The 19717-nt window shown below is 54.2% G+C and carries 16 protein-coding genes; 7 read left to right on the forward strand and 9 right to left on the reverse strand.

The features are described 5' to 3' along the window. The 3 genes from H8B02_RS06505 to H8B02_RS06515 all read left to right on the forward strand — a co-directional run. Positions 1-458: hypothetical protein (locus H8B02_RS06505; protein WP_229165434.1), on the forward strand; the 458-nt coding region annotated here is incomplete at its 5' end. Between the two features lie 299 nt (positions 459-757). Further along, positions 758-1708, forward strand: coding sequence for a hypothetical protein (locus H8B02_RS06510; protein WP_229165435.1), 951 nt, complete (start codon positions 758-760; stop codon positions 1706-1708). A gap of 47 nt (positions 1709-1755) precedes the next feature. Beyond that, entirely contained in the window at positions 1756-2208 is a 453-nt protein-coding gene (locus tag H8B02_RS06515) for a hypothetical protein (protein WP_229165436.1), read from the forward strand. Between the two features lie 420 nt (positions 2209-2628). Here H8B02_RS06515 and H8B02_RS06520 read toward each other — a convergent pair whose 3' ends face one another. From H8B02_RS06520 to H8B02_RS06525, 3 genes are all read right to left on the reverse strand, one after another. Further along, positions 2629-3753 (reverse strand): cyanobactin maturation protease PatG family protein, encoded by a 1125-nt coding sequence (locus H8B02_RS06520; RefSeq protein WP_229165438.1) that lies wholly within the window; start codon positions 3751-3753, stop codon positions 2629-2631. 2 nt (positions 3754-3755) lie between these two features. Continuing rightward, the gene (locus tag H8B02_RS48835) at positions 3756-4619 is read right to left on the reverse strand and encodes a S8 family serine peptidase (protein WP_376711607.1); all 864 of its coding nucleotides are present in this window, start codon (positions 4617-4619) and stop codon (positions 3756-3758) included. 576 nt (positions 4620-5195) lie between these two features. Next, positions 5196-5822, reverse strand: coding sequence for a tyrosine-type recombinase/integrase (locus H8B02_RS06525; protein ID WP_229165439.1), 627 nt, complete (start codon positions 5820-5822; stop codon positions 5196-5198). A 431-nt stretch (positions 5823-6253) separates the two neighbouring features. On the opposite strand from H8B02_RS06525, the gene H8B02_RS06530 reads away from it, so the two are divergent. Then, positions 6254-7861, forward strand: a complete 1608-nt coding sequence (locus tag H8B02_RS06530) for an HNH endonuclease (RefSeq protein WP_229165441.1) — start codon at positions 6254-6256, stop codon at positions 7859-7861. A gap of 39 nt (positions 7862-7900) precedes the next feature. Here the strand turns inward: H8B02_RS06530 and H8B02_RS06535 are convergent, their stop codons facing one another. From H8B02_RS06535 to H8B02_RS06555, 5 genes are all read right to left on the reverse strand, one after another. Then, complete coding sequence (locus H8B02_RS06535; RefSeq protein ID WP_229165442.1) at positions 7901-9034, reverse strand: restriction endonuclease subunit S; 1134 nt, start codon at positions 9032-9034, stop codon at positions 7901-7903. Continuing rightward, complete coding sequence (locus tag H8B02_RS06540; RefSeq protein ID WP_229165443.1) at positions 9031-10551, reverse strand: type I restriction-modification system subunit M; 1521 nt, start codon at positions 10549-10551, stop codon at positions 9031-9033. The genes H8B02_RS06535 and H8B02_RS06540 overlap by 4 nt, the downstream gene beginning before the upstream one ends. A gap of 28 nt (positions 10552-10579) precedes the next feature. Next, a complete protein-coding gene (gene hsdR, locus H8B02_RS06545) occupies positions 10580-12946 on the reverse strand; it encodes an EcoAI/FtnUII family type I restriction enzme subunit R (RefSeq protein WP_229165445.1) in 2367 nt (788 codons plus the stop codon). A gap of 102 nt (positions 12947-13048) precedes the next feature. Continuing rightward, a complete protein-coding gene (locus H8B02_RS06550) occupies positions 13049-14986 on the reverse strand; it encodes an N-6 DNA methylase (protein WP_229165446.1) in 1938 nt (645 codons plus the stop codon). Beyond that, on the reverse strand, positions 14980-15273 hold the full coding sequence (locus tag H8B02_RS06555; RefSeq protein ID WP_229165447.1) for a DUF4258 domain-containing protein: 294 nt from the start codon (positions 15271-15273) through the stop codon (positions 14980-14982). Before H8B02_RS06555 ends, H8B02_RS06550 begins: the two co-directional genes overlap by 7 nt. Positions 15274-15905: 632 nt before the next feature. Between H8B02_RS06555 and H8B02_RS06560 the strand changes: the two genes are divergently transcribed. Genes H8B02_RS06560 through H8B02_RS06570 form a run of 3 tightly spaced genes read left to right on the forward strand, consistent with a single transcriptional unit; the run spans position 15906 to position 18404 of the window. Then, a complete protein-coding gene (locus tag H8B02_RS06560; RefSeq protein ID WP_229165449.1) occupies positions 15906-16862 on the forward strand; it encodes a DUF4238 domain-containing protein in 957 nt (318 codons plus the stop codon). 21 nt (positions 16863-16883) lie between these two features. Further along, positions 16884-17555 carry a GIY-YIG nuclease family protein gene (locus H8B02_RS06565; protein ID WP_229165450.1) on the forward strand — a complete coding sequence of 224 codons (672 nt, stop codon included), beginning with the start codon at positions 16884-16886 and terminating at the stop codon, positions 17553-17555. 51 nt (positions 17556-17606) lie between these two features. Continuing rightward, complete coding sequence (locus H8B02_RS06570; protein WP_229165452.1) at positions 17607-18404, forward strand: hypothetical protein; 798 nt, start codon at positions 17607-17609, stop codon at positions 18402-18404. Between the two features lie 280 nt (positions 18405-18684). Here the strand turns inward: H8B02_RS06570 and H8B02_RS48425 are convergent, their stop codons facing one another. Continuing rightward, entirely contained in the window at positions 18685-19686 is a 1002-nt protein-coding gene (locus H8B02_RS48425) for an HNH endonuclease (RefSeq protein WP_229165454.1), read from the reverse strand. Between the last annotated feature and the right edge of the window lie 31 nt (positions 19687-19717).

Genomic DNA, 19717 nt, shown 5'->3' on the forward strand with positions numbered 1-19717 from the left:
GAAGAACTCGGCAAAGGGCTGCACCAGCAGAACACAAGCTTTCGGCGATCATTGAGACGGTCACGTTTAGCTACTTCATTGCCGAGCACGAGATATCGCGCGCATCGATGCGGGTAGACGATGAAGCGATTGTTGAAGTCGCCGCACGAATAGCCAAAATCGAGCCGCCACAACCGGATCGAATTGGACAAACACTAGATTGCATGTTCGTGACGGCGAGATCCTTTGTATCTGAAGGCGAGCGAAGAGCAGGGGGGCCTCTGCTCTTGAGTGTCAATCTTCGTCGCGGCCAAAGCTCGATGCTCGCTTATCTGCCGGAAGACGCCTTCTGGGCGTTGGAAAGCCGATTCAGTAGTAAGGGAATCTCGCATTTAGAAATCAGCTACCAACCGCCGGTCAGGGGAGCTGCAAAACTGACGAGCATTTACCTGTCCGAAGTTCGAGACGCTCAAACTTGACAGGTGAAAAAAAAATTCAGGCAGTTGACACTTAGAGCATGAATGGCCGACCCACATGGAATGTTGGGCGAGCATTCGACGCAAGTTGACCGCTTCCTCGGGCAAACCGTGACATGCCGCCAAGCTCGGGACCCCCTCTGTCCAGTTGGGAGCGAATTTGCGAATGCGCGTCGCTTCGGACGGCGCGTCGCGAAAACAAGTAGCTGCACAACACTCTCGTTTTGGTTGACTGACACCTAAAATTGCAATCTTATACCATATATTTTTCTGGTGCAGTTTGATTTTAGATCGGGGGCATCATGGGAAATGAATTTGCGCGTTCGTGTTGCAGATTCGTTGCGACGGTTGCACTTCTAGCGAGCTCGGGCTGCGCTAGCACTCAGCTCAATTACAATGCTGTCGAAGTCTCCGCTACCATCGATAGTGTCTACACAAGGGAGACGCTGAACAACCTGAGCAAATTCATTGACAATCGAAATGCCATTCCGTCGCAAGTCATCATGGTCGGCGGCACAATTCAGACCGTAAACACGGTGAACCCCTCGCTGACATTTCCGCTGACTTCACAATTGGCGAGGACGGTTCAGGCCGCGCCTGCGGGCTTAACCCTAATCTCAGCCAACACGCTTTCGGGTTCGGGTGCTGGAGTGACTGCAACAAACTCGGCCCAGCAGAATTACACGATAGCGCCTTTAAACGATGCCAACACTCTTCGAAACCAACGAGCACTGTATCAACACGCAGTATATGGCACAGCCTTGATTGGGCGCTATCATGTGCCGCTAGTCTTCTTTCAGGATAAGTTCTACCCTGACCCCTACCATCTGCAGGAGCCTCATTGTGTCTTGTGCGCTGTTCAGCAAGGAGAGTTTTCGGGCAAACAGCATCCTACACTTCGTGAAAATCGGGCGCTCCCCGGAAAGTGGTTATACTGGGATAACGATCCACGCTTAGACGGGCTGCGGGCCACCGGCGAGCCGCCGGTGGACCTTGGGCACTACGGAAATCATGAACTATTCATGAGCCGCGCCGATTATGAGCGAGGGGTACTGACCGATTTTGTTGTCTTCACCCTACCAAATACTGAACTTGCGGAAACTCTTACACCCGTCGTGCAGCTAACACCTGGCACGCCAGGAGCGCCCTCGAAATCTACGGGCACAGCGGGGCCCACAAGCTTCCGCATCGCGCCTGCCGCAAGGCAAGGGCCAGCGTTGATCCAACCTCAAGGGATCCTGCCTGCTCAATAGCCGTGTAGCCGTAAGCTGTTCGCTATGACTAGGATGGGAGATGAATCGTGAAGTACGTTCTCGCATCGATGGCGCTGCTGATTATCGGAGGCGCGGGTGCTGACGCGTCTCCGGCAGAAAGATATGATCTACTTTTCACGGAAGCTAATTATACATCCGCCGACCAGCACCAATTGAAGTACGCCTCATTTGTTGGAGATCGAAAGACAGGCGGCATATATTCGTGTTCGGGGACAGTGCTGCTCGATGGAAAAACCGGAAATTTGCAAAACCACAGCGAATCCTGCGCCGTCGCGACTCAGCCCGGAAGCGAAAAGGGCGATTACACTTTTGGCCGCGTCAGCGCGCTTGATGCGTCCGGAAAGCCCGACTCTCCGAGGATGAATCCCTCTTGGGGATTTTGGCGGATCGATCAAGCTAAACCATCTCACAGCTTCTGCATGAGGTTTGGCGCCAGCAAAGTCGTCTGGAGTTGCTTTGAAACACCCTTACCAAATTAACCCATCCGGAGATCAGCCGAAAAGTCTTGGCCCCGACTCACGGCGCCCGTGCTGAAGCGAACGATGCCTCTCTGTGAATTTTACTCGGAGGACGCATGGAGCGTTAAAGTACCCGCCCAACTGCCGAGCGGGTACCTCTAGCCTCCTAAACGTTACTCAGCTGCAAGCACTGACGCATATCGGCGCACAATTACTGGTTCCGCTGTCGCAAACGTACCCGCCGTTCTCGCAGACTGCGAGACAAGCGAGGTACCCGGTGCGCCCGGAACACGCTGTCGCACAGCAAGTGTCACAATCATAAGGACCTACTGCACGAGCGGCTGCAGTGATTTGCACTCGATGTGCACTATCACCGATTGCCTCTACATAGCTGCGGACGGCGAAAGATTGTCTCGGCAAATGCATCACTTCCTCCTGTTTCTACAAGGCTCCAACGGCTACTCGCAACGACCTTCGCCGCGTCGTACCGACGCGAACGATATTGGGAACTACGTAGTTCACATCTACCACAATCGGCACTTCTGTAACTGCAACTCCTAGCTGATCCCGGGGATCGAAGAATCGCAACACCACGTCCCATCGATCTGTGCTTGTCGGTCGAATGTCGCTTGGCCGAACGTCGATTGCGTCAAGCACCATGCCTCTGGACATCCACTCTGCAAACACTTTCAGAGGCTCAACAAGATTCGTCGCTACGAAATTTCGAGCCCGTTCAGCGGGCGAAAGTCCAAGATTTCGATACTGATCAGAGAGAACCGCAGCAAAATTATTAATGGCGTCACGCGGTGGCAGCCCAACTCGATGCTCCTCGTCGAGTTGTTCATTGGTCGCCTCGATATATCTAGCCGCAGCTTCGACCAAATACTTGATAGACCAATTGTACATACCCGCGAGTGATGGCGTGATTACAGGTACGGTCTTTCCGGCACGATAAAGCACAGTTGTCCCGGTGAGTATGCCGGGAATTGCCACTACCTCAGCTTTGATTAGATGCTCGGAATGTTCAGATTCCGGCGAGCCTCGTTCTTGCTCCTGCAAGAATGAAATCAGCAGTTCGTAGGTTTCACGCGCGTACGCGCCGTTCGGCCGGATTGCATAGACCGGTTCTTCGTCGATTTCTAAAGTCCAGATGATGTTTTCCGCTCTTGCAATATTCTGCAAGTAGCCAGGATCCTGTGTAGCCCGCCTCCTCTGATCGAGCAGATAGCCGCTCAGAGCACTCCTATCATCAGGATTTGCTAATTTTGGTGGTTGATCGGCAAGATCCTGTATGAAGGCTCGGTTTGTCGGATTGAGAAAGTCTGCTCCGAGCCTCCCGATGGCATAAACGTGCTGCGGAACCAAGGATACAGGCTGATCTCTTTTGCCACATGAACACGAACCTTGACCGCCACAAGTGCATTCCTTAGTTCCATTGCAGTCACAGCCTTGGGGGGCGGTAAGCCTCAAGTCCGCGGCAGATGGGTGGACCGCGATTGTTGAGGTGTCATCTGCAACTCGATGATTGTGGGCTGTGGACGGCGCATCAGGCAAATCGCTACCCATTTCTACCTCCCCTCTGTAAGTCTCTGAAGTGCTCTCGGAATGTTCAACCGACCGACGAAAGAGCAAAATGGGGCGCCGAACGTATCACTCGGACAGCCTGTGGCGGTCTCTAGCAACAAATCCCCAATGTGCGCGGCCAACACCTCTTTGTTGGACGTCCGAGCGACTGAAAGTAGGTTTGCTAATACGCCGGAAACGATTGCCGCTGCGTAGCTTGTTCCTGTTCGCACACCGGACGCTCCAAGGGGCGCCGCGCAAACTAGGCCTTCTCCAGGAGCCAATAAAGCTGACTCGGAATAATCAGCTGTGTAGTTGGTAAATGTCGAAAGGCCGTCGCTTTTATCCAAAGAGCCGACCGCGAGAACACCAGGCAGACATGCCGGAATAGCTTGAACTTCTGATCCGTCGTTACCAACAGGAGCGACGACCACCGCGCCTCGCCTTTGACACCTCCTGAGCGCTGAAATGAGCAAGGGAGAACCAATGCAAACCCGCGTCTTAAACCCTGCACTTATGTTTATTACGTCCGCTCCATATTGAAGCATCCTGTTTATGGCATACGCGAGCAGCGTTTCGCTGCATTGGGGCGGACCTTCGGTTCGGTCGAACGAAAAAATATCCGCGGTCAATCCAGTGCAGCCATGACATATGCCCCCGATGTCGCTAGCAGGCTTCGAAAAAATAAGACTCGCCACTGCGGTTCCATGCGATGCAGTTGCGTACGATCTCTGAAGCCGTGAGCCTCCGAAATCGAGCTGTCTCAGTCTTGCGCCACGGAAACACGGATGTTGGTGGTCCACAGGGCCATCGAGTACAGCCACCCGAACCGAAGAAATGCCTTGGCCATAAGACCAAAGCTGCTGCATTCCGTTGATGTCCTGAACTCGAAGCACAGCAAACTGCCTCGTGTTGAGTTAAAAATACTTCAAGTATAAGTTGCGGATGACGCCCTAGCTTCGTGGATATTGTGTTCCCTGTCAAGGCGAGTGTGAGAGAAAAATCACCTCCTGCGAGCATTCAACGTGCACCTCCGCGGCCTCGCACCCGCACCAACCTCAATAAATCCCGAGATTTCCTGGATCGTACGGTAACGGCGAACGGGTCCAGCCGGCATTTGGCGTCCCAGGTGCGTGGATCGCCGCGGCCCTGACATCGGCTGTCAGTCCGCAACCTCGAACTTTGGTTTTCCTGGGTGCGGACGACCCTGCTCTCGGTCTCAACTCGCTTTTGGGCCTCAGCAGCAATAGCTGCAGCTGCCGGGCGAGGCCGCAAGACTAGGTTGCAGCTTATGACGCGCAGGGTGTTTGGTTAGTCTCTCATCCGATTGTATGGCAAACGCATTGCGTCCGCTCGCTTTCGAGCCTTGCCAACAAGATCAGGCAGGGTTCGCATGTCAGTCTGTGAACCGGCCGTCGCAGTGAGGAGCAGTTGGTTCGCTCATCTTAACGCCGCCAAAAATCTCTGAAGCGAGCGGGAGACAGTTCTGTATAGCGAACGGTATGCTGAATGTTTTTGTGTCCAAGGTAAGCTTGTAGCGAGCGTGTGTCGTTGCCCTTGTTGGCGAGCGCGTAGCCGCAAGCATGCCGCAACATATGTGGATGGGCCTTAAAGCCTAACTTGGCTTCGGTCCCAGCCCGCTCCACCATCCGAGCGAAGCCAGCCGTAGTAAACGGCGTGCCGCGCTCGGACGTGAATACGAACTGCGACTCCGGCTCTTGTTCGCGCTGAAGCTTGCGAAGCGCGCGAAGTTCGTCACCGAGAATCGGATGTGTGCTCGGAGTCCCTTGCTTAACTCGCCTCACGTGCAGCGAAGCAGAGGTGAACCCGATCTGATCCCAGCGTAGATCGGTCAGTTCGGACGCGCGAAAGCCATGCCGGTAGGCCATGAGAATCATTGTCGCATCACGATGGCCTTGGCGATTGGCCTTGGCGGCCTGCATCAGGCTCTGCACTTCGTCGTCTGTCAAATACTCGCGCGTTCGCAGTTCGGCGTTCTTTCGCCGAAGAGGCATGCTGACTGTTCGTTTTTCGATGGCCGATGACGTGATTTCAGAGGCTAATTTTGCCATGTTTTATGCTCGCTTGTGAGTGAACTGTTCGAAGAACGGCTGTTTTACGAACCCCCTTGCAGCTGCCGATCAGTCATGCATATTGGCGGCAAGAGGCTGAATTCATTGAAGGATCGCGACCGTCCAACTAAGGCTGGATCTCCGAGGGGCGGGACATCTAGTGTTCCCGCTATGCTTGCAAGATGCTAATTGTTCTCGGAGAGCGCGCTAATGCGATTCAACAGCGGCCACTCCTTTTTTGAGGGGGATATTTCGAATGCAATGGTCGTACCGCAAATGAATTGAACTCACCGTGTCGGTATCAAGTTCAGTCAACCACCCGATTTCACGGCGCGCCCTCGCGAGTTCGGAGCGTGAGATTAGGGCCTTATCCAACTGCATGAAGAGCACGGTGCTCGCCACCAAGCCTAAAGAGTAGCTAGGGGACGGAAATGGGTTCGCTTTATCTCAGCAGACTTTCTAAGGAAGATCGCGCTAAGCTCGAAAAGCAACTTTGGGCGCAGCAACAAGGCAAATGCTTCATCACAGGCAAACCAATTGAACTGGGCTTGGACGAGGTCGACATCGATCACGTCATTCCGACGCGCGATAACGGAAAAGACGATCCTGGAAATTTCGCTCTGACGCTAAGCCACTACAATCGATCAAAGCAAGCGGCCGATTTGCGCATCGCGCGTGTTCTCTTTCGATTTGAAGAAATTCGGGAAAAGGCCGTCAGTGATGACCGTGGCGCCAATTTGCATGATGTATTGAAGGCGTACGGCGGTGCTGAGGCCGATTTGCGTTTCAAGCTAGATGGAGACGTCGTCACCTACATTGCGCAAGATCAAAAGCAGGAAATCAAAGTCACTGTCCCGCTCCAATTCGATAAGCTTTCAGGACTCGCATATTTCTTCGCGGTATTGCCCGTCGAAGTCGTTCATCACGATGAGCGCATCAATCCTCGACCTATCGGCTCGAACCTTCGTGGCTTGATCGAAGAGTTTCACAAGGGACGTCCTCAACTCCATGTCGCGTTGGGCTGGATCGGAACGCAAACTTTGCCGAACAGCAAAGTGTACGTATTTGATGGTCAGCACAAGGCGGCAGCGCAGATATTGCTCGGTGTACGCAATCTTCCCGTGCGCATCTTTGTGGATCCGGACTTCGATCTCTTGCTGACAGCAAATACTAACGCGGGTACCACGCTGCGGCAGGTCGCTTTCGATAAGTCAGTGCAGCGGCGGCTGGGGTCCTCAATATTGCTAGACCGCATAAAACGGTTCAGAGCAGATAAAGAACTGGCGGACGACTACGAAGAGTTCTCAGAAAAAGCTTTGGTCGAGCATTTCAAAGGCGAGCAGCGGGCGATTAAGCGTTATGTGCTCGATAGCGTTCGCGACGCTATTACCCACTCGCCGGACAATAAACTTCGTGATTTCGTCGAGTACGCTGGAAAGGGGCACGATAAGCCGATTTCGTATAGTACCATCGAAAAGACATTCTACAGCAAGTTCATTTTCCCAGATATGCTTGAGACGTTGTGGAATTACAAAGCTGAAATTGGCGAGAATGCTCGGGAGCTGGAAAAGTCACAAATTATCCGACTGATGAGCACAATTGCTGAGAAGCTGTACATCGGCAAATTCGACGATGAGATAGGAACGCGCCGATTGGAAAACAAGATTCAAAGCGGCGAGGATATTCCGGAAACGCATCTTCGAGCGTTCCGCATGGCCAAGGAGGAAATTCTCTATTGCTGGATTGGCTATATTGGACAAATCATCGAACATCACTTCATACAGATGGGTAAGCCAATCGATAAGGAGCGTCTGTTCCAATACCCGTTTCCTGAGCAGCTTTGGACGAATATTGGAAACTTCATAGAGAATCTCGGTCGCCTGGCAATTTGGAAGAATCGCGAGGCTTCACAAACAGTTTTTGGTGGAAAGCAAACTTACAGCTTTTGGCAGCACATCTTCGAAAGCGGCGCTAGTCCCAGCGGCCTGAAGGTTATGCCTGCGGGGCTTAACATAATGGAGATGATCAAGGCGGTCTGACACGCGACGCGTTTAGCGGATCTTTGATGTTACAATCTTTCATGTAAACACACGTTCCAGCGTTGCGGGCAATAACGCGGAATTTGCGGCTCGGATGGAAGTGTGCCGTGCTTTGAGGTTGGTGATTTCGGCATGAAGGCGGTCGAAGGATTGCTGTGCGGCGAGCGTCGGCAGGGGGACTTCAATTTTGCCGAGTTTACCGAGACTTAATGTTCGGTTTCGATCAGCCGTCCCTGGCGATGCGGAGTTCACTTTGGCCAAACCGTCTTCGCTCAAAAGATAGTAAGCGAGAAAGCCTGCGGTAGCCTTCATCGGGTCTGGAACGCAGGTGATGTAGCGATGAGATGCGATGCAGCCATCATGCGCATTGCTTGCGACTGCGATTGCACCTTCCCATGCCTTAATATTGCTCAGCACCAAGTCGCCTGATTTAACCCAAATTGGCTTTTCCCAGGTAGCCGTCGCGCCATCAAAATCTGGTTTGGCGAACAAGCCCTTGCCGAACGAGCGCGCACCGATTTCCCGATAACGCGCGGTAACGTGGATTTCGACGGGGCGGCGAAGAAAAGGCGCAGCTTCAAATATCGGGCGAAGAGGTGCGTTGTAGGTGGTGTCGCGGAAACGCAGCGCGAGCAAAAGCTCCGCGTCGCGCTCCACTGCATCCAGGTGTTCCTCGATCTGCTGCGCCTTTTTGGCCAGCGTGTCTAGACGGTCAACAATCCGGCTTTGCTCGTCGAGCGGAGGGAGCGGAATTTCATACCCGAGGACGTCGTCGGGCCGTATTGCGGCATAGTTCGTCGAACCCTGCGCCTCGACCTGCAGACGAAAGGCGCGTGTCTTGGCGAACCAACCAAGGTACCTGTTGTTGAGGCGATCAGGTTTGTGGCGGTAAAGAAAGTAGTGACTGCTAACGATTGAACCGTCTAGATCGTTTGGAACGACGCCAAAGCCGCCTACCTTTGCATCAATCTCGGCGACGAGGAACTCACCTGCGCGAGCGACCTGCTGTTTTTTGGTTTTGATCTGCGCACCTTGCACGGCATCGCGCAACACAATTCCCTGCGCGTGAAGCTGTACACGTGGGCGACGGTATGTTTCCAGGTCATCAATAATGATGAACTCTTTTCGATGATCTATTACTTCGCTGAGTGCGATCTTCGGCCAATCGTTCACGATTCCGCCCCGCTGACCAAAGTCTCAATTTCACATAGCAAGCGCAGCACGTCGGCCTCGTGGCTGCGCATCGAGGCAATCAGCTCCTTCGGATCGGCGTGTCCTAGACCGAGCTTGGCGTTCGGATTCTTAAGGTCGAGGTTGTAGCCGTTAGCTGCGACTTCGCTGGCGCTAACCTTCCACGCCTGTGGCCCTTCTTTGCGTCGCTTCCACCAGTCCAATACGGGCGATAGTTCCTCGAACTGCAAAGGCGCAGTCTTGCTGTATTTCTTGCGGCCTTCGGGCAGAGGAGGTTCGTAATACCAAATCAATTCCGTAGGGCCACCACGCTCGAAGAAGAGCAGATTAGACGCAATGTTGGTGTAAGGTGCGAACACCCCTTCAGGCAGCCGCACGATAGTGTGAAGGTTGAACTCCTTGAGAAGTTCCTCCTTGATGCGGGCACAAACGCCATCGCCGAACAGTGTGCCATTCGGCACGACGACGGCAGCACGCGCCGGGTGACCGGCGGAAGTCGGTTGGCGTTTGAGCTTGCGCATGATGAGTTGCAAGAACAGCAGTGCAGTCTCTGCCGTCTGACGATCTTCGGGGAAGTTGCCCTGAATGCCTTTTTCTTCCTCCCCACCAAACGGCGGGTTGGTGAGGATCACATCGACGCGCTCCTTCTCACCAATCTCGGAGAGCCTGAAGCGGAGGGCGTTGCCGGGATCGATCTGCGGCGCATCCAGTCCGTGCAGCAGCAGATTCATCTGGCAAAGCAGATAGGGCAGGGACTTTGGTTCGCAGCCGGTGATGGTGTCGTTTTGCAGACGCTTGCGGTCGGCGACAGTCTTCACTTGTTTCTCAAGGTGGTTGTATGTCTCCACCAGAAATCCGCCCGTGCCACTGGCTGGGTCAAGGACGGTTTCGCCGAGGCGTGGGTCAGTCACTTCTACCATGAAGCGGACGACGGCGCGCGGCGTGTAGAACTCGCCGGAATCACCCGCAGCATCGCGCATTTCGCGCAGCATAGATTCGTAGAGTGCTCCGAGGGTGTGAAGCTCCTCGGACGACGTGAAATGAATCCCGCCGACTTTGTTGATAATGTCGCGGAGCAGATAGCCGCTTTTCATGCGGTTATCTACGCCCTTGAAGACGGTTGCGATCACATCACGGCGGTTGTCGCCATTAGAACTTGAAAGCGAACGCAAATAGGCGAATAGGCCGGATCCTTTCTTGCCATCCGCACGAACGGCTTCGTCGGAGTTGATGAAGGAAAGGAGCTCATCACCCGTGATCCCCTGCGGGTCGGCCGCCCAATCGCGCCAACGATAGGGGGCTTCGATGGCAGCCTTAAACTTCTTGCCCGCCAGCGCGGCTTCTTCGTCACGTTGCCGCTCAAGGTCGTCGAGGAATTTCAGGAACATAATCCACGTCAGAAGCGGCAGGCGGTCGAGATCGCCGTTCAGTCCCTTGTCCTTGCGCATGATGTCGCGTGCAGATTTCAGTAGACTTCCCAGGATCTGGGAGGTCGTCATCGGTGCGGCTCCAGGGCCATTCTTCGTTTTAGTTCGTCCCATAGAGCAATCCTTGCAGGTCGTTCACGGCTCGGCGGAGCTCGTTGGGGCCGCCGAACAACTTGATGATTTCGGCCGGTTGGCCGTGGGTTGAGATGGGCGGAACTCTCAGCACGTCTGGCAAGACAAACTGAGCATCACCGTGTTCCGCATACTTTTCCAGAAGCTCATCGAGCACTTGGCGCGCTTCGGGGGAGAATTTCAAGAAGTAGTCTTTTCGCTCGGACCTAAGCCGCTGTGCTCGCTCGCGTCTTGTGCGAAGGGGCGCATTAAAGGCCAGATGGCAAAGCAAGTCGAAGGGATCAGCGTCCAGCTGGCCGGTTTGTTCAGCCAATTCAGCAAAGTCGATTCCGCGCTCATTGAGCGCGGCTATAATTTCGCGGCGCTTGTCCGCGTCCGCCCAACGCTGGCGAAGATCAGAAGATGTGGGCGCGAGCGAGCGAATGCTTTCGGCGGCATATTCGGTGTACTTGACGACGCGAAGCTGTTTCCCATTCGGGTCTAGCTCATGCACTAGATGGGCGACTACCTCGACCTGACCGCCGTCGAAGTAGAATTTGCGTGGTTCGCCCGGCGGAGGTTCGATAACGCCAGGTTCGCCGTCTTTCGGCGCTTCTGGCTCTTGGCCTTCTGGAATAGTTTCGGTCTTGCCGGTGGTCTCGCCTGCGTCGTTCATTTCTTCTTCTGTGATTCGTGCAGGATCACCATCGAAGTCCGGGTCGGCAAACATGCGGGTCGCTGAGCCGGTGTAATCGAGGATATTGAACCAGAGTTTGCCATAGTCATCGCGCAGGCGCGTTCCGCGGCCGATGATCTGCTTGAACTCGCTCATCGATCCCACGACACGCGCGAGAACAACATTCTTGCAGGTTGGCGCATCCACGCCAGTGGTCAGCATTTGCGAGGACGTGAGGATGGCCGGCGTCTTGGCTTCGAGGTCTTGAAACTTGGACAGATGGCCGCGCCCAATGGCGCCTTCATCGGCAGTGACGCGCGCCACATAGTCAGGATACTGTGCCACAAGGTCGGCATTGAGATTGACGAGAGCTTCTCGCATTTCCGACGCGTGTTCCTGATCGACACAGAATACGATAGTTTTGCCAAAGCGGTCCGTCTTCTTTAGAAAGTCCGTCAGATGACGCGCGATGGCCTGTGTTCGAGCGCGCAAGGCGATGGCCCGCTCAAAGTCCTTGGTCTGGTACTCGTCATCCGGGATCGTGCGGCCGAAGCGATCCACCTCGTCCTTGCTGGGCCGCCAACCGGCAGCGTCCCATTGGGTGATGACGCGATGAACGCGGTAGGGCGCGAGAAAGCCGTCGTCGATCCCCTGGCGAAGGCTGTACTCGTAAAGCGGGTTGCCGAAATAGACGTAAGTGTCGCGGTTGTCCTCACGCAGCGGCGTCGCCGTCATGCCAAGCTGGTAGGCCGGTTTGAAATGCTCGAGGATGACGCGCCAGGAACTGTCGTCCCGGGCGCTTCCCCGATGACATTCATCGATAATGATGAGATCGAAGAAGTCAGCGGGATAGTCGCGGAAAAGTCCAGCGCGGCGCTCATCCTCCGCAAGAGCTTGATAAATTGCGAAATACATTTCGCGGCTTTTGATAATCTCGCCCGATTCGACCTTATGGCGGGCGTCGCCGAAGGGACTGAATGTCTTGTCCTTAGGATCATCGACGAGGATATTGCGATCAGCGAGAAAGAGAATGCGTGGCTTGCGATGCTCTCCGGTTCTGTTCCAGCGGCTTGACCAAAGCTTCCAGCAAATCTGAAAGGCAACGATGGTCTTGCCCGTGCCAGTCGCCATAGTGAGAAGCAGGCGCTGCTTTCCGGCAAGGATGGACTCGACAGTTCGGTTAATGGCGATTTGCTGATAGTATCGGGGCGATTTACCGCCGATTATGTTGTAGGGCGAGATCAGGTGATCCAGGCGTTCTGGCGTGTTGATACCGCTGCCTGCCTGATAACGTTGCCACAGGTCTTCGGGCTTGGGGAAGTGCGTGACGTGCTTCTCCTGCCCGGTGAAATAGTCGATTTCGATAATATCAACTCCGTTGGTGGCGTAAGCGTACTTGAGGCCAAGAATCTCCGCGTAGCCGCGCGCCTGTTGAACAGCATCGGCTGCGGACTTGTAGCTGGCCTTGGCCTCGACCACGGCAATCGGAAAGTCTCGTGTGTAGTGCAAAAGATAGTCGACCCGCTTGGGCGGCTTGCGAACAAAACCCTTGCCCACGGGGATCACGCGCCCGTCCGTAATGGTGCGCTGCTCGGCGATAGAATGAGGTTCGTTGTCCCAACCAGCCGATTGCAACTTTGGAACGATAAACTTTCGACAGGTATCCGCCTCGTTCGTCATCTGCATATTTCCTGGTCACGCGAATTTCTTATTGGCAATAGGATTGACCCGCTCCAAGGCGTGGGCGCTCGAAGTACGGCGAGCTTTGCTGGGTAGCAATCATCACGGCCGATCCGTGCTTGGCTTAGCCAGCGCTCGCGGGGGAGCGAAAAACAAATCGGATGTATCTTGCTCTTGCTGCAAGATCTGCCCCTGTATTTGTTCAATCTGCTGCCGAAGTGATTGGGTCATTTGAATCTGGTTCATAATTTGCCGCTGCCTCTCGATGGGCGGCACTGGGATCGGCAGTCGTTTTAGATCGCCCATTGGGATCAAGGGGACCGTGGTGCCACCGGCGAGCGCCTGCAACTGTGCTTGGCCAAATGACGAGGCGAGATAGCGGGCGAGCACTAGCGGATCAGAAATAGGCGACGATTGACGTAATCGGGCAATGACAAAACTCTGCCCAGCCGTCCAACCGTTGAAAAATTCAGTAGGTGCATAATCTGGCACTACTCCCGCTACGCCAACCTTCCCTTTCACGCTGATCAATATGTCTCCCCCTCGTAGGATAATGCGTTCAATCTGATCGACATCGCCGATCCAAATGTCTATCCCCTTTTCGGGACGCTTGACCACGCCATCTTGGATGTCGCTAGTGGTAACCTCGCGCACGGTAATGATTTCGCCAGTTGGCGGGCGGCGGTGTTCTGGGGTCGGTTTGAACGGTTGGGGGCGATACAATTCGGCAAGGTCGGAGAGCGGTACAGTCGTCTGTTTGTTCAGCAACTGGCGTTGGCGGCGAATTTCCGGATCGACGACGTAACGGTCGACTGCAAGATTGTAATCATTGTCAGCTAGCTCATCGACATTCACTTCAATCACATACTCGTCGTCCCCCTTACCTTTGACGCGCGCGAGCCATTCGCGTGTTTGATGCTCTTTCGCTAGGGGATTTTGCATACGCAATTTGGAAGGGGCTTTTGTGCGACAATCGACGAAGCGGACAGTTTGCTCAAGCGATGTATTGGTGGCGTCAAAGACCAGGAGTGAACTCGCCACGCCGCTGTTGTGGCCAATAATGCCGCGAGGCAGTCCAATCACAACACTCAAGCCGTAATTCGAGACGATCAAACGCTTGTAGGCTTGATCGCTTTTGGTGGTGCGGAAGAGAAATCCGTCGGCGAGAAGGATTAGCTGATGTTTGTGGCTGCGCGTCAAAGCCAAATTTATATGGAGCGCGTCGGCCATGCTCGCTGTGCCGGGCAATGCCGACAAGTCGTCAGAAATTTTGTCGGGAGAATATTTGCGACCGAACGGAGGGAGTACGATGGCGTGGTCAAACGAGCGTTGAGCATAGCCGTGCCGCTTCCGCTGTTCCAACCACATCAATCCTTGTTCGGGGTCTTGGATTTGGCCGCGCGCTGGATCCGAACAAGAGACCTTCAAGGAATAGTTTCCAGCAATACCCAAAAGTGCAGTCAGCCGAGCGAGTGAAGCTGTTGGGGCTTCCAGTTCGACGGGGTGGGTCCTTGCTAATTCCAGCGCAATGGGCGCGGAGAGGTCGAATCCGCAGTAAACGCTGTCGCTTCGTTTGATGCCCAATGCATCGATTATGAGGGCTGTCAGGTCAGAATCAACATCCAGTGACGGTGCGAGCAGCCATCTGGCGCAATCGTGCACCCTACTTGGATTGAGTTCGTTGCCTGTCGCGAGAAAATCACGGGTGGTCTGGCGCAGTGACTCAAGCGTTCCAGGTTCTGCCTTGGCCGCGATCTCTTCTAATTCCTCGAATGCCCAATCGTCACCATGAGCGGCGCGCTCCCTCCGTAGGCGCGCAAGAATGGCTGCCCAGGTACGTGTGGTTAACTCCTCCTGCTCATCAAAAAATCCAAAGGTCTCATTTTTTGAGCCTTTCTTACGTTCGCCGGTTGGCAGAAGACGTGCCCAAACCATCATTGCCGCAATGAAAGGTCCGGCCTCGTCAAGCCGAAGACCCATGCTGCGCCAAATATCGATGGCACTGAATGTGCGCGCATCGAGTGTGGGGGCCTTCACCACTTGCGTTCTCTCACGTAACTGCGGGCTCTGCGGCGATCATAGCTTTCCGTGCGGTAAGTGGTGATGAGCTTGCCGCCTTCCTCTACTACTACCACACCGCCCTTATCGAGGGCGCGAATGACGGTCCGTTCCGTCTGCCGGAGTGCAGACAGCATTTGTTCAAGACCCTTGCGGGTCAGTACGTATTTGTCATGCTGGCACTCGCCGTATTCGAGAGCGAGATCAACCAGGTCTAGAGTAATGCCGCGTTGGTTCATGCGGGTTGTCATGTGGCGAGTGTGGCCCATTGGCTCCTCCTCAATTCTTTTGTAATTATGGTCATTCGGATTTAAAAGTCAATATGTGACTTTTTATTTTGATGGGAAGTTTACGAAGGCGAATCCGTTTCGGTTGGAAGAGCGGTGACCCCGACTCGGAGCGCCCAAATGGCAGCGCGTGACCCGGCCCGGAGACGACTGCGGATCGACCGAAGGGACGCGCCTATGAGGCTGAGATCACTTTCGAATGGTGCGACAATCCGAAAGCTTCCAATCCGGCAAGATTGGCAGTTTGTCATTCCAAATGGGCCGAAGTCGTAATCCCCAGCACGACTGTGCTGTCGAAGGGGGCGAGATGGCCTTTCCTTTCCTCGTGCTGTACCCACTCAATCTTCAACGTCATTTTGCTTGCCGTGCTCTCGCGCCTGCCGTCGATAGAGAGACAGCGAGCGGATTCATCTCGGCCTATTGACGGTAAGCGGGGCAGTACTTTTAGAATCAGCTTTTGAACGTGACCTAAGGACGTAATCGCATTGTCGATACCCATAGGCAGGGTAGGAGCACCGCGGATCGTGGTTGTCAGTCAAGCAATCCAGTGCGAGTTCTGCAAGCACTGGTACTTAATGCCGTGTACGGATAGCGAGCAAGAAGCGTGCCCGAACATGATCTGGTTGCGCGCGAAGGCGGGGGTGACGGCGCAGCAGTCCTTTCGGCATCATTACATTCCAAAGTTCTATACCAAACGTTGGAGCGGCGAAGATTACAAACTCACCGAGTTTAGCCGCCCCTACAAAGAACTGATATCAAAGCGAGTGCTCCCAGTCCAAACTGGATTTGCTGACAGGCTTTACGAACTAAAGGGAGCTCCGGCCTCGGCTGCGCAACAGGTCGAAGACGAATTTATGAGCCCAGTGGACTCTGATGCCGCTCTTGCATCGGAAATGCTCGAAAACGCGGATCCTCGCATTAACACGGATTCCAAATGGCGATCAGCATGGTCGCAGTTCTTGATCACGCTTTTGATGCGAACGCCAAAAGATCTGACGGTTTTAGCGCAAATAATAGAAGAGGATTGGGCAAGGGATTTTCCGAGGTTTGAACAAAAGTATTCGGCGAGCCGGAAGCCTGATGACCCCGCAACATTGCAAGAATTTATCGATCAAAAGGATCCCGATTATATCGCGCGATGGACGATTGATGAGGCGCGCGCACTTATGAGCCACGATCAGCTGGGTCAGCAGCTAAACAATTTGCGATGGTTCGTTCTGACAACAACGAGCGACGCTCCAAAATTTCTGACATCTGATCGACCCGTAGTCATGTCCGACACACTGACGGCAGATAACTCTTATTTATACCTACCTATCGGGCCGCGTCTGCTCTTCGTGGCCGTCACCAACGCCAAAGCCGAACAGCGCATCAAGACCTGGCCATCAGCGAAGCTAGTCGACGAGACAAACAGGCTGGTGGTGTTACAGGCTTCCAAATACGTCTACGGCGCAGACAGCATAGCGGCTGAGTTCGTAGAGGGCCACTATGGGAAGCCCGGTCCAAAATCGTTCATGGAGCGATTGAGAGAGCGCCGCAATGAACGCGCAAAGCTTCGCGACACCGCGTAGCGGACAGCACAGAGGCAGACAATGACCACCGAGACTGAACGGGTACTCGAATTCGTTACTCAACACCCGGGTCGTGACGATGATGAAATTGCCCGCCTCCTTAGGATTTCACAGCGGCAGGCCGTCAATTCAATTTGTCGGAAGCTCGTCGACGAAGGTCTATTGCGACGAGCGACTGGGCCAAACGGCAAGATTGTCAACTATCCAGCCAATACGTCATTTGCCGTGGTTGCGCCGGGTAGGGTTGAGTCGGACTGGGATGGCGAGGTCCTTCGAGCAAGCGCCCGCCGTCCCGCGCTGACAAGGGAGCGTCTTGCTCAGGGAGGATTTTCATTGTCGGCGCGATGGCGCTTGGACACAACAGGAAATCTGGAGGCAGATACGCAGTTACCAACGGCGGCGGGAGTTTATGCCTTCGTGATGTGGGAGTCTGCTGTCTACGTTGGCGTGGCTACGATGGGGCTTCGCAAGCGACTATACTTATACGCAAAGCCAGGGGCGACCCAGCGCACAAGTCTTCGCCTCAATGGAGTCTTGAAGGAGGAGCTTCGGAGCGGAGCGACAATTGAAATTTTCACCGCTTGCCCGCCTAATCTCGAATGGAATGGGCTGCCTGTCAGTGGCGTCGCTGGCCTTGAGATCGGACTAATCGATATGTTTCATCTGCCCTGGAATATCCGGGGAGTGCATTAAGATGCGGCGTCTTGCCGCCTTCGTCGAATCTCAAATGTATGGGGAAGGTGAATGCACATTGCGATAGATGACACGTACGGTCCCTTGAACCATGGCACTTCAAGGTACATTACAGGCAAGCGCCGCACCCAAGTGGGTGTCTTATTTGACGATAGTGAAGTTGAGCACATACGCGGACAGGTCAATGATTGCTTGGCTTATATTCGAGAGCGGACAGGAGAGTGGCCCGACGAGTTTCACTTTGTAGATATCTATAACCGGAAGGGAGTGTGGGAGCGAACCGAACAGGGGTTAAATCTCAGGCTTTTCGAGGCGTTCGCTGCAATCTATAGCTCCTACCGCTGGCCAGTTATGATTCAGACTGTGGACGAGCGAACGGTGAGTGATCTCAAAGGTCTCGATACCGCGCTCGTGCTCGAAGGCTTGGACCCAAAAGATTATTCGCAAATTGCGCTCTCGTTGCTCTGTCTAAGAATTCGCATTCGCTTTAAGGGTACGAACGAGCCTCTAACGCTACTGTTGGACGAGGGCTTGAAGAAGGCGGGGAAGCCATTCGGAGATCAATTGTTTAGGAATTGGCCCTCTGCATTTGTTGGTCGATTTGCGTCTTCGAAGTCGGAAGGACTGCTGCAGATTGCAGATTTTCTTGCATTTTGTATCAATCGAAACACTCACCTTGCCCTCAAGGCTCAGCGAACAGAGTTGGACCATTGGTTTCTGCAGCTCGTCTCGGACATGAGAATAGACAGCCCGGATCTTTCACCCTTCCTCGCGAAGCCGAATTTCTCGACGGCTGACCTTGATGAGTTTCATCGGCGGGATCGAACTCTGAAAGGAATTGAGGATTAGTGGGCTTTGTCTTTCCGGCTTGGGGGCACCTGCGCGCTCGCCTCTTGGAGAGGCTTACGGAAATGAAATGGGACGGTTGTTCAGCCGGCCGGAGATATATCCAGTCTGTTTCCATTGTAGGCTGCACGGCTCCGCTCAGTCTTTATAGCGAGAGTTTCGTTGGCTCTTGGGAGGAGCGTACGCAGGGCACCATATCAACAAAGTCTACGGATCGATCTTCCACCAGCCGAAGGGCGCCGTTCGCTCGTCAGTGCAAGAAGGCGTCACAGGCTAGTTCAGGTCATTCCGGAATCAGCGCGTCGAGTTCGCGGCATTGGCCGCCGCGATGGATCATCGCATGGCAATTAGGGCACACAATGGCCAACTCGTCGAATTCGACCTTCCTTCCGTCTTCTGGGTATGACGCTATCGGCTCCAAGTGGTGGACGTGCGCAAATTCTTTGCCAAGTTCCCCGTACTTCTCCAGGAAGTCAAACCCGCATCGAGGCACTTGGCATCTCAAACGCCCCCCGCCCTCTAACAAAGCTGCCTTGATTTTCTTATCCCTGAGTGCTCGTTCGCGTTGACGATGACAAGTATATTTGAGCTTCATTACGCCTTCAAGTCCGTGATCTTCGGGCGTTTCGATATCGAGTTCATCGAGTGGCTCAACACCTCGCATAGGCACGTTGGGCAAAGTGTTGTCCACAGAGCTTGATGGCGAGATCGAATCGTTTGTAGACTCGGCCCGCCGTGGCGGAGCTACTCTCTCAGGCGCTGCTGATCGCACCAGCACTCGACCGTTCTGATCCCGTATTAGCGATGTGTCGTTCAGGCGAGCCAGAGTGGTTACTAGATCATCCACATTCGCGTCATCCATTTCGAGCGTTCGATCAGGTCTGTACTCGTGCGGGTGTCTGAGAAAACCTGTTGCTGGTATCTTGCTCGTTCCTCGGACAAACTGCCGGTGAGTGTCTTTTCCGACAAACTGGAGCCACGGTCTCTTTAACAGCTCGACGTTCATCAGCTTGAGCTGACAAAGGCCGTCATTTATTGGCTTTGCATCGCTAACCGTTGCTATCGCGGCTAGACCTGATCCGCCGAGCGTTGGGTGCACATAGATATAGAGCTGATCGCCGCGTTCAGGATATTCAACTTTTCTCGTTTTCGGGCTCTCTCGGTTCGTTAGGCGTCTCGCGATTGGAGCTGTAAGGATTCGCTGTTCCCACTCTGCTGCGTCCTTGGGGATTCCAATCCCTTCCGGCGCTGCCGATGCGGCGATTTTTGTAAAGAAGCTTCGCACATTACCTCCAATGAAAAGATGCTGCGCTTTG

The sequence above is a fragment of the Bradyrhizobium altum genome (genome assembly GCF_020889705.1).
In the GTDB taxonomy this organism is placed as follows: Bacteria; Pseudomonadota; Alphaproteobacteria; order Rhizobiales; family Xanthobacteraceae; genus Bradyrhizobium; species Bradyrhizobium altum.

Excerpts from the sequence above, each read along its gene's own strand:
- H8B02_RS06510 (WP_229165435.1), top strand. The coding sequence starts at position 758 with ATGGGAAATGAATTTGCGCGTTCGTGTTGCAGATTCGTTGCGACGGTT.
- H8B02_RS06520 (WP_229165438.1), bottom strand. The coding sequence starts at position 3,753 with ATGGGTAGCGATTTGCCTGATGCGCCGTCCACAGCCCACAATCATCGA.
- H8B02_RS48835 (WP_376711607.1), bottom strand. The coding sequence starts at position 4,619 with ATGCAGCAGCTTTGGTCTTATGGCCAAGGCATTTCTTCGGTTCGGGTG.
- H8B02_RS06525 (WP_229165439.1), bottom strand. The coding sequence starts at position 5,822 with ATGGCAAAATTAGCCTCTGAAATCACGTCATCGGCCATCGAAAAACGA.
- H8B02_RS06530 (WP_229165441.1), top strand. The coding sequence starts at position 6,254 with ATGGGTTCGCTTTATCTCAGCAGACTTTCTAAGGAAGATCGCGCTAAG.
- H8B02_RS06540 (WP_229165443.1), bottom strand. The coding sequence starts at position 10,551 with ATGACGACCTCCCAGATCCTGGGAAGTCTACTGAAATCTGCACGCGAC.
- hsdR (WP_229165445.1), bottom strand. The coding sequence starts at position 12,946 with ATGACGAACGAGGCGGATACCTGTCGAAAGTTTATCGTTCCAAAGTTG.
- H8B02_RS06555 (WP_229165447.1), bottom strand. The coding sequence starts at position 15,273 with ATGGGCCACACTCGCCACATGACAACCCGCATGAACCAACGCGGCATT.
- H8B02_RS06560 (WP_229165449.1), top strand. The coding sequence starts at position 15,906 with ATGATCTGGTTGCGCGCGAAGGCGGGGGTGACGGCGCAGCAGTCCTTT.
- H8B02_RS06565 (WP_229165450.1), top strand. The coding sequence starts at position 16,884 with ATGACCACCGAGACTGAACGGGTACTCGAATTCGTTACTCAACACCCG.
- H8B02_RS06570 (WP_229165452.1), top strand. The coding sequence starts at position 17,607 with ATGCACATTGCGATAGATGACACGTACGGTCCCTTGAACCATGGCACT.